The organism is Faecalimonas hominis (genome assembly GCF_054660755.1).
Genome location: NZ_BAAHSH010000061.1, coordinates 1 through 11,251 on the forward strand (window position 1 = coordinate 1; position 11,251 = coordinate 11,251).

The window sequence follows — 11,251 nt, forward strand, 5'->3', positions numbered from 1 at the left end:
TTTTGCGACACCCCCTTTTAAAATTATTCTTTTCCGTTGAAACAATATGTACAAACTTTGCAAGGTTCTAATCCGATAGATGCGATAAGGTCATCTAAGCGGTGGTAGCGCAATGTTGTAAAGTTCTGTTGTTTGCGAATTTCTTCAAGCATATTTGCATATTTTTCTGTTGTCGGGTCAGCATATTCATGAAGTACATTTTCTGCGTTATCCCCTTCCAGTTTTTGAATTACCTGTCTTGTAATTAAATCCAATTCAGATTTAGAACGTGAGAAGTTCAAATATTTACAACCGAATAGCAACGGAGGACATGCAGGTCTTACATGAACTTCTTTTGCACCGCTGTTGTATAAAAATTCAGTCGTCTCACGCAACTGAGTACCGCGCACAATCGAGTCATCGATTAACAGAAGACTCTTATCCTGAATTAATGACTGTACCGGAATCAACTTCATGCGGGCAATCAAATTTCTCTGTTCCTGATTCTGTGGCATAAAGGAACGAGGCCATGTCGGTGTATATTTGATAAATGGTCTTGCAAACGGAATACCGGATTCATTTGAATAACCGATAGCGTGAGCAATGCCGGAATCAGGAACACCTGCTACAATATCAGGTTTTACATCGTCTTCCGCGTCGCGTTTTGCAAGCATGCTTCCGCATTTATAACGCATTTCTTCTACGTTAACTCCCTCATAAGAAGATGTCGGATATCCGTAATATACCCAAAGGAATGAACAGATTTTCATATCTTCTTTGGCAGGGCTGACTGTTTCCACTTTGTCAGGTGTAATGTGTACGATTTCCGCAGGTCCGAGTTCTTTATAAGTAGAGTAACCCAGATTAATATAAGCGAAATCTTCAAAAGATACGCAGTAAGCATCTTTTTTCTTTCCTATAACAAGAGGAGTTCTTCCCAAACGGTCTCTTGCGGCATAAAGTCCATCTTCAGTCATAAGAAGTAGAGTCATTGATCCGTCAACGATTTCCTGTACAAACTGAATTCCTTCCACAAGAGAATTTTTGTGACAAATCAAAGAGGCAATCAATTCGGTAGCGTTAATCTGTCCTCCGCTCATTTCCTGAAAATGTGTGTGTCCGTGACCGTAAACCCTATTTAATAAATCGTCCATATTGTTGATTTTGCCTACAGTAGTGATGGCAAAACTTCCAAGATGAGACTGGATTAATAATGGCTGAGGCTCAAAGTCGGAAATACAGCCGATTCCGATATTTCCTTTTAATTCTTCCACGTCCCGCTCGAATTTTGTACGGAATGGTGAGTTTTCTATATTGTGAATGGCCCGGCTAAAACCTTGTGGACCGTAAGTAGCCATACCGCCTCTTCGTGTTCCTAAATGTGAGTGGTAGTCAACGCCATAAAACAAATCAAGTGTACAGTTTGATTTTCCGGCGACACCAAAAAATCCGCCCATGAGAAATCCTCCTTTTTCTGATAACAAATTTAAGTCTTTAACAGAATAAGTTTATCACGATTTTCCGCGGAAAGCAAAGGAATGCTTATGAATATTTTTAAATTGATATTATAAGTATAAGTTATAAAAATGCGTTGAGAGATTTAAACGTATATCCCATCTCTTCCCATTTCGTTAAAAGTTCATCTAGAATCTGAGCGTTTGTGGAGGAAGTACTGTGTAAAAGAACGATTGCTCCCGGGTGTATCCTTTTCAACAGTTTGTCAAATGCCTCCTCTTTTGTAGGCTGTTTGTCTTCGTACCAGTCCACATAGGCGAGGCTCCAGAAAAATGTTTTATATCCGAGATCTTTAGCCATCTGTAAGTTTTGCGTACTGTATTTCCCCTGTGGAGGGCGGTAAAACTTTGTCATCGGTTTTCCGGTTATTTCTTTATATAAATCTTCTACACCGGAAATTTCTTTTTGAAACTCTTCTTTTGAGGAAAGTTTTGACATATCAAGATGATTTAATGTGTGGTTACCCACGATATGTCCTTCCTCTGCCATTCTCTTTACTAAATCGGGACTTGTTTTTAAATAGTTTCCCACGACAAAAAAAGTGGCGGGTGCGTGATGTTTTTTCAATGCGTCCAATATGGCGGGCGTATTTCCGTTTTCAAATCCGGCATCAAAAGTAAGATAGAGAACTTTTTCTTCGGTCGGTTCGGCGTAGTAGGCATCATATTTTTTTAACTCGCTGACGGACGCATTTCCTACAGGGAGTTTCCCCTCTTCTTGAAAACTCAGTCCCCAGTTTCCTTCCGCAGATGCCGTGACTGCTTTATCCGAAAAGGTGTGGACAGTTTTTGCGGTGAAATGCCCTATGGAAAAGGAAAGGGCAAAGAGGAGAACAATGGCAGTAAATTTCTTAGCTTTTTTCAAGAGAACACCTCTATATAATCTTTCTTGTTATAGGATATGGGAAAGAAAGAGGGAATATGTTACAATGGTAAAAGTGAATGTAGAAGGAAGTGAGGGGAGAAAGGTGAAAAAAGATACAGTGCATATGTTAAAACGTGCGGAAAGATTTCATGTCATTCTCATAGGAGAGGGGCTGCTTGTGGGAAGTGTGGCGGGACTTATCGTGCTGGCATATCGAATTGCTTTGAAGTATGCGGGACAGTGGCTTGAAGCGGTTCGCCATTATATAGGAAACTCTCCGGTAAAAGCAGCGATGTGGTTCTGCCTGTTGTTTCTCATGGCGACAGCAGTCGGGCTGTTGATTAAATGGGAACCGATGATTTCCGGAAGCGGAATACCGCAGTTGGAAGGGGAAATGTCGGGCAAATTAAATCAGACATGGTGGAAAGTTTTGCCCGCAAAATTTATCGGAGGATTTTTATCTCTGCTTGCAGGGCTATCTCTGGGACGTGAAGGTCCGTCCATTCAACTTGGCGCGATGACGGGAAAGGGGATTTCCAAAGCGCTTGACAGAGGGAAGACAGAAGAAAAAATTCTTCTGACATGCGGTGCGAGTGCGGGGCTTTCGGCAGCGTTTCACGCTCCGCTTGCGGGGGTAATGTTTTCCCTTGAGGAAGTACATAAAAACTTTTCCGTGTCTGTTCTCGTATCGGTTATGACCGCATCAATATCAGCGGATTATCTCTCTTCACAGTTTATTGGGATAGAACCGGTTTTTCAATTTGATATCGGACATGTACTGCCGCAAAATTACTACTGGCTTATTATAGTGTTGGGGGTTATTCTCGGTGTCTTAGGCAGCGTCTACAATCGGTTTACGCTGAAAGTGCAATCTCTGTATAAGCAATCCAAACGTTTGAATGAAGTGACGAAAGTAATGATACCGTTTATGCTGTCAGGCGTTCTTATATTGGTTATGCCCGAATTACTTGGAAGCGGGCATGAGTTGATTGACAGTCTCACAAATCACGAACTGCTTTTGGGTGGGGCGATTGTCATTCTGATTGGAAAATTTCTGTTTTCCGCAGTATGCTTCGGTTCGGGAGCACCGGGAGGCATCTTTTTCCCGCTACTTGTATTGGGAGCATTTGTCGGTGGTATTTTTGGAATGATAGGCGTAAATTATTTTGGTATGGATCCGGATTATATCAATAACTTTGTCATGCTTGCAATGGCAGGAAATTTTACCGCTATTGTAAGAGCGCCTCTGACAGGTATTATTCTTATTTTTGAAATGACGGGTTCTGTCAGTCAGATGCTATCACTGTCTGTTGTTTCGATAGTTGCCTATGTGGTGGCAAGTCTGCTCGGTTCAGAACCGATTTATGAAAGCCTTCTGGAGAGACTGCTGAAAAACAACGGTGAGGAAACGACAGAGGGAATAAAAGGACAGAAAATATTAATCAGCCATGTAATCATGCACGGCTCACCTCTGGCACACAGGAAAGTACAGGAGATAGACTGGCCGCAGAACTGTCTTCTTGTTTCTATTAAAAGAGGAGATAAAGAAGTTATTCCGAAAGGAAAAACGGTTCTTCTCCCAAGCGACATGCTTGTCACTCTGACTGATGAAAAAGATGAGCCTTATGTTCGGGAATGTGTGGAAAAATTATGCAAAATGAAGCAGGAGGAAAAACGATGAAGAAAGTGTATGTATATTCTTCTCCGGTTGGGAAGTTAGGAATAGATGTGGACGAAAAAGGACTTCGGAAAATTGAGTTTCTAAAAGATGATGCGATTGATGTCGTTGACGGGGATAATGAACTTGTCATGGAAGTAAAAAGACAGTTGAACGAATATTTTCGCGGGGAGAGAAAAACGTTTGATCTTCCCCTTGCCCTTTGCGGAACACCGTTTCAGCTGAAAGTGTGGGAGGCGCTACAGACTATTCCGTATGGGGACACGAGAAGTTATAAAGAGATTGCTATACAGGTCGGAAGTCCGAAAGGCTGCCGCGCGGTGGGTATGGCAAACAATAAGAACCCCATTCCGATTATTATTCCGTGCCACAGGGTTGTGGGAGGAAATGGAAAACTGGTAGGATATGCGGGAGGATTGGATAAGAAAGAGTATCTTTTGGAAGTGGAGAATTGTAATATTTCCGGGAGCGTTGCAAAATAGTTGAGTAATCATCTGTGGAGCGATGCTCCTTTTTGGTAAAAAATAACAAATGACAAAGTGTGAGATATGTTTTAAACGCATATGAATATGCCATATTAACAAAAAAGAAATTGAATATATTAAAAATATAGAAAAAGTGCTAAAATATAAACAGTGCATCTTTGTGTCAAATAAATAAAAGGTGTTGCGATATTTCATTTACCGGGTTAAATTAGATAGAAATTACCCGGCAAGAGAGGAGAAAGGTTATGAAAAGAAAACTTTTAAGTTCCATGCTTGCAGCGGCTATGGTCGTGACAAGCGTATTCTCCACGGCATTAGTTTCGGAAGCGAAAACAACGAATGGCTCCCACGGGACTGTGGAAGTGCAACAGGGAACAAATTCCGTGACCATCGGCAACGGTGCGATTGCGAGAACATTCTCAACAAAAGATTCGAAACTATCTACGACCAAAATCGTGAATAAGAGAACCGGTGGTGGAAAAACCAGTTTTACACCAGGGAAAGACAGCGAAGAATTTATTGTCAGGACGACAAAAGAAAAATCAAAGCCGATTGATTTACCGGCATTAGACAGAAAGAAGTGGACAGCGGAGGCAGACAGTTATCACAATGGTGCGACAGGGGCAGCAGACGGACCTGCGGCTAATCTTTTAGACGGTGATGTGAACACTATTTGGCATACGAACTACGGCGGAGGAAACAACGGAAAAGGTGACCAGGAATATCCGCATAACGTGGTGATTAAGTTAGACGGAAGTCAGAAATTCAAATCATTTTCGTATACTCCGAGAAAAGAAGGGGAAACGACAAACGGAAACATTAAGGGATATGAACTTTACGCATCAAATGAGACAAACCCTCTTTCTGCTGAGGCGAAAGAGTGGGGAGAACCGATTGCAAAAGGTAATTTTGAATATGACGGTGCAAATCCAATTTATGTAAATTTGGAGAAAGAATGTACGGCAACACAGATTAAATTCGTTGCAACTTCTTCAAATAACGGAAAAAATTTTGCGGGTGGTGCAGAATTTAACCTACATAAAGATGAAGCACCTGTTGTTAAAGACGACAGAGAGTTTAAAGCAAGTGATTTAACATTAAAAGATGGTAATGATGCAGTTAAAATTGAAAGTACAAATGCACAGATAAACGGAAAGAATAAAACAGGTAAAAAAGTAACGTTTTCTTTCAAACCATATGAGCATAAAGGGGTACAATACACGATTGACGAAGTACTTGTTATGTATGAAGGAGACCATTTCATGCGTAAATATTTGGAAATCAGTATTCCGGAAGATAAACAGGCTTCTACGGCAATCGATTATATTGACTTAGAATCTTTCAAAGTAAATCAAACAGATAAGCAATGGACGATTCCACGGGGAAAAGGCGGAATTGTGCAGATGGAAGAATTTAAGGCAAACCTCGGACAGCCGATTTACATTCAGGGAATGTTTTTCGGGTGTGAATTTCCGGCAACGGATACGGAAATCGTAGACGGCACAGGATATATGCGCTACTACACGGGAAAGACATTTGACAGATTGAAAAAAGATAATCAGTTGACAAAAGACGGAAAATATGTGACATGGCAGACAGTTACAGGTGCAGCAAGAAGTACGGAGAACGAAGTGATTCAGGCGGATTTCTATGAATATATAAATTCCATTGCCACACCGTCAGAATTCCGTATCCAGTATAATTCATGGTTTGACAATATGATGAAAATAGATGACAACAATATTTTGGAATCATTTATTGAAATCGACCGTGAGTTGAACAATGCGGAAGTCCGTCCGATGGATTCCTATGTTGTGGACGACGGTTGGAACGCGTATAATAATGGAACTATTCCTGAACGTGAGCATCAGAAATCAGGTGCAAAAATTAATGAAAGCGGATTTTGGGAATTTAATGAAAAGTTCCCAAATGAACTGACACCTTCCAGCCAACTTGTACAGAAGTTTGGAAGTAACTTCGGTGTATGGGTTGGACCTCGAGGAGGATATAATTTCTACGGAACTTTAGCGGATATTATTCAAAAGTCAGGAAAAGGAAGTAAAGCGGGCGGTTCCATCGATGTTGCAGACCGTGTATATGTGGAAAACTTCAAAAAAATGGCAATTGAGTGGCAGAAAAAGTTCAAAGTAAATTATTGGAAATGGGACGGATTCGCAGACATGGGACAGTATGACCACTTTAATAATTTAGGTGGGGCGGACGGTGTTCCGGTTTACAGTGAGAGTAATCACCATATGACAGGCGGTTATCATCAGATGTACCATGTGACAGACCTTTGGGAAGCATGGATAGACTTGATGGAAGCTGTGCGTCAAAGCGAGAAGGCAGATGGAATTAACAATTTATGGATTTCACTGACATGTTATGTAAATCCAAGTCCATGGTACTTACAATGGGCAAACTCTGTATGGCTTCAGTGTACACATGACCAAAAAGATGCAGATTTTGGAACAACAAAGATGAATAAGCAGATTACTTATCGTGATGCGTGTTATTATGATTTCCTGAAAAATCATCAGTTCCAGTTCCCATTACAGAATATTTATAATCATGACCCTGTATATGGAAAAGAAGGAACGGGAATGAATCTGAACACGGCTACAGATGAAGACTTCCAGAATTATTTATATATGCTGTCAACACGTGGAACAGCTTTTTGGGAATTATATTATTCTGACAGCATTATGACAGATGGAAAATATGAGATTACGGGTGAATTCTTGGAATGGGCAGAAAAGAGCTATCATATGTTGAAGAATTCTAAGATGATTGGTGGTATGCCGGACAAAACAAGTTTAGGAAGTGCCACTTCAGATGCTTCAAAAGCAGAAGCATACGGATTCTCATGTTTTGACGGAAAGGACGGAATTATTTCTCTTCGCAATCCATCAGCAACAGAAAATAAAGCAATTACGTTTACATTTGACAGAACAATCGGTGTGTCAGAAAATGCAGGTACATTAGATTATTATCTGGAACACAGTTATTTACTTTCAGATCCGGCTGCACAGACAGGAAAATTAGTATACGGACAGAAATATACGGTGAATTTAAAACCGAATGAAGTTCGTATTTTACGCGTCTCAGATAAGAAAGATACAACAGCTCCTGAGATAGACAGAATTATGACGGACGGAGACCGCAAGGTTACGGTAAAATTCAATGAGAAAGTATCCGGCAATCTGTTTTCCGTAAATGGATTGGGAGTTGCATCAATCGCAAAGAGTGCAGATGATACAACATATCACATTACATTGACGAAAGCACCGAAGGACGGAGAAACAATTACGGTTACACCGAAAGATATTAAAGATATGGCAGGAAATGCAGCGGGCAAGCCTGCGTCTGTAATATATCATAAGGACAATGTCGTTGTTGAGCAGGGCGTGAAAGAGGAAAAAGGAATTACACCTGCTGACAAATCATTAAATTCTAAAAATGGATTTACGGTAGCGGCGGTTAAAAAGACAGCAGGCAGCAACGAATCGCTTGTAAAACAAAATACTGAGTATGAGTTAAAAATTACGCAAGAGGGAAAAGCAGCCTTTACTTTAAATGGTGCAACGGCAGTTTCCGGCAAAAAGGTGAATGATAACAAAGAACATATCATTGTCGGCGTTAAAGAAAATAATGGTATGCTGAAACTTTATGTAGACGGTCAGTTAGAAGGCTCTGCTTATAACAAAGAAAACAGATTCCACGAAGTGAGAAAAGCAGACATCACAGTGGGAGAAAACGTAACAAAAGCAGGTGTGTACGATACTGCTTACGGATATGACAAAGTGGAAGAACTCTTCAGAGAAGGTTTTGGAAAACTGAAATTAAATGACGGAATGGTTACTGTATCCGGAACAGAAGAGGGAAATAAAAACACTATTTTTGATGGAAATAATACAACATACTGGACGAGCCAGAAAGTTACAAACGGTGCGATGAATACTTCTAACGCATGGTTAAAAGTGGACTTGGGTGGTATTTACAAGTTAGATCAGGTTGATTACACACCTCGTTTCCACAATAATGCAGACAATTACTGGTGCTGTACAGGTAACATTAAAAAATTAGTTGTGGAAATCAGTAAAGACGGAAATACATGGACACCGGTGACGGAAAACGGCGGACGTGACCTTTCAAATAAGATTGTCAATAAGAATGACAGTTCGTTCTTCCCGGAAGAGATTAAGTTTGATGAACAGGAAGCAAGATATGTCCGCATCGGTGGAACAGAATCATATCACTGAGAAAATGCAAATGTAAATAAACAGGTTACGGTTGCGGATTTGGCTATCTATGGAGAAAAGACAGAAAAAGATAATATTGCAAAAGATAGCACGGTAACAGCAAAATGGACAAAAGATAACACAAACGCAGCAGCAAACAATGACAGACCGATGTCTATGGTTGTGGACGGACAGAAAACAAATGTGGACGGCAACTATGGTGAGTTCGGCGCAGATGGTAAAGATGAATCTTCCTATATGCAGATTGACTTGGGATCAGTATGTGATGTGGAGGCATTAAATTTATACCGTTATTGGAATAACAACAGAACATACAAAGATACTGTTGTTGCAGTGGCAAAAACAGAAAAAGATTTTGCGGACGGAAAGGCAACAATCGTATATAATGCAGATGAAAACAATTTCCATAAGTTAAATGAAGCATATAAAAAAGATAAATATGATGAGGAATATGTGGAATCTTCTGCAGGAAAATCATGGCAGTTGCCGAAAAACACAAAAGCGCAGTTTGTTCGCGTATATATGCATGGCTCAGAAAGCGGTAAAACGAACCATATTGTAGAGATGGAAGTTATCGGAACAAAACAAAAAGATGAATCAGCATCGGTTGATATTACAAAATTAATCGACAGACTGGCAGAACTGGCGGCAGTAGATACTACAAATGCGACACCGGATAGTGTGGCAAAATTTAATGCACTTGTAAAAGAAGGATACGGCTTAGTTTCAACCGGAGTAAAAACACAGGACGAAGTCGATAATATGCTCAAAAAACTGGAAGGTGCAGAAGATATATTGGTGTATGAAAAACCACAAATTAACGTAGTTGAATTGGAAAAGGCAATCGCAAAAGCTGAAAAAGTAAATAAAGAACTGTACACAACAGATTCTTATCATGCGATGAAAAAAGTTTTAGACGAAGCAAAAGCGTTATTGGAAGAAACTGCAAAAGACCAGCCTACAGTTGATGCTAAGGCAAAAGCGCTTAATGATGCCATTACAGCATTACAGAAACGCGGTAATACGGACGCCCTTAAGAAACTGGTAGAAAAATACAGAGAATTAAAGGCAGAAGACTTTACAACTGCTACATGGAATGTATTTAAAAAAGCGTTTGACGAAGCGGAAGCAATTGTAAATGACAATAGTAACAGTACGCAGGAAAAAGTAGACGCAGTTAAGAAAGCGCTGGAAGACGCTTACAATTCATTAGAAAAAGCAGATAAAACAGTTGATAAGAGTAAACTGGAAGAAGCGTATAATAAATACAAAGACTTGAAAAATGATGGCTACACGAAAGACAGTTGGAAGGTATTTGAAAAGGCTTTGAACAAAGCAAAAACTGTTTTAGATGACAAGAACGCAACAGAAGAGCAGGTAAATAATGCTCTGGCACAGTTGGAAAATGCAGTGAAGAAATTAGAAAAAGCGCCAAATGGTGGAAATGCAGGCTCAGGTTCTGACGGAGGAGTAAAAACAGGGGACTCTTCTAATATGATGTTGTGGGGAATTCTTGCAGCAGCGGCGCTTGTTTCCGGCGTGATAGCAAAAAAGAAAAAATACTAAATTAAGTAAATGAAAGGGGCAGAGACAAAAAACTCTGTCTCTTTTATGTGGAGGAGAATGAGCTGAAAGGGTGAGAAAGTGGTAAAGGAAATAAAACAGAATGAAATTTCTCTTATTGAAAAACTGTTTTCCGGCTGGAGCGAAACCATGATTTGGTCGTGTCTGCAGGGGTGTATGGGGAAAGCGTTTGCGGTTGCAGATAAGGAAGAAAAATCTGCCATGATAACGATTGCAGATTTCTGTTTTTTGGCGGGAGAAGCGGACAGGGAATTAGTCGCATATATTTCTCGGACGACAGAGAAAGGTTTTATACTGATTGTGCCGCAAAATGAAGAGTGGAATACATATATTGAGAAACATTTTGGAGAACGTCAGGAAAAAACGAAGCGCTACGCAATAAAGAAGGAAGCGGATATGTTTGACGTGGAAAAATTGAGACAGTATGCGGAACAGCTTCCCAAAGGTTATATATTAAAACAGATTGATGAAGAATTGTATGATAAAGTGTTAAAAGAGGAGTGGTCAAAAGATTTTTGTGCCATGTTTTCGGATTATAAGCAGTTTAGGGAGAATGGCGTAGGTGTAGTTGCTCTTTTGGGAGAAGAAGTTGTGGCAGGAGCGTCCTCGTATACCTTTTATCGTGAAGGGATTGAAATAGAAATTGATACAAAAGAATCGCACAGGCGGAAAGGGTTAGCGACTGCCTGTGGGGCAAGTCTTATTTTGGAGTGTCTGAAACGGGATAAATATCCAAGTTGGGACGCCATAGATTTAAGGTCGGTAGCGTTGGCTGAAAAATTGGGATATCATAGAGCGGAAGAGTATACAACCTATTTTGTCACATTTTCTTAGGATACCTATTTTGTCACATTTTCTTAGGAAACTGTCAACCATTTTTGATT

7 protein-coding genes are annotated in these 11,251 nt (G+C 40.2%); 5 read left to right on the forward strand and 2 right to left on the reverse strand.

Annotated elements, in window-relative coordinates; genetic code table 11:
• Positions 1-23 precede the first annotated feature (23 nt).
• Positions 24-1,436 (reverse strand): amidophosphoribosyltransferase, encoded by a 1,413-nt coding sequence (locus tag ACYQ35_RS10620; protein WP_009460657.1) that lies wholly within the window; start codon positions 1,434-1,436, stop codon positions 24-26.
• Between the two features lie 121 nt (positions 1,437-1,557).
• Positions 1,558-2,358, reverse strand: a complete 801-nt coding sequence (locus ACYQ35_RS10625) for a delta-lactam-biosynthetic de-N-acetylase (RefSeq protein ID WP_009460659.1) — start codon at positions 2,356-2,358, stop codon at positions 1,558-1,560.
• A 103-nt stretch (positions 2,359-2,461) separates the two neighbouring features.
• Between ACYQ35_RS10625 and ACYQ35_RS10630 the strand changes: the two genes are divergently transcribed.
• From ACYQ35_RS10630 to ACYQ35_RS10650, 5 genes are all read left to right on the forward strand, one after another.
• The gene (locus ACYQ35_RS10630; protein ID WP_459833307.1) at positions 2,462-4,039 is read left to right on the forward strand and encodes a ClC family H(+)/Cl(-) exchange transporter; all 1,578 of its coding nucleotides are present in this window, start codon (positions 2,462-2,464) and stop codon (positions 4,037-4,039) included.
• A complete protein-coding gene (locus ACYQ35_RS10635) occupies positions 4,036-4,518 on the forward strand; it encodes a methylated-DNA--[protein]-cysteine S-methyltransferase (RefSeq protein ID WP_009460664.1) in 483 nt (160 codons plus the stop codon). Before ACYQ35_RS10630 ends, ACYQ35_RS10635 begins: the two co-directional genes overlap by 4 nt.
• A gap of 248 nt (positions 4,519-4,766) precedes the next feature.
• The gene (locus ACYQ35_RS10640) at positions 4,767-8,783 is read left to right on the forward strand and encodes a discoidin domain-containing protein (protein ID WP_459833288.1); all 4,017 of its coding nucleotides are present in this window, start codon (positions 4,767-4,769) and stop codon (positions 8,781-8,783) included.
• A gap of 39 nt (positions 8,784-8,822) precedes the next feature.
• Positions 8,823-10,349: a hypothetical protein gene (locus ACYQ35_RS10645; RefSeq protein WP_459833295.1), complete on the forward strand. Its 1,527-nt coding sequence runs from the start codon at positions 8,823-8,825 to the stop codon at positions 10,347-10,349.
• Positions 10,350-10,427: 78 nt separating this feature from the next.
• A complete protein-coding gene (locus ACYQ35_RS10650) occupies positions 10,428-11,201 on the forward strand; it encodes a GNAT family N-acetyltransferase (protein ID WP_459833302.1) in 774 nt (257 codons plus the stop codon).
• Positions 11,202-11,251: the final 50 nt, after the last annotated feature.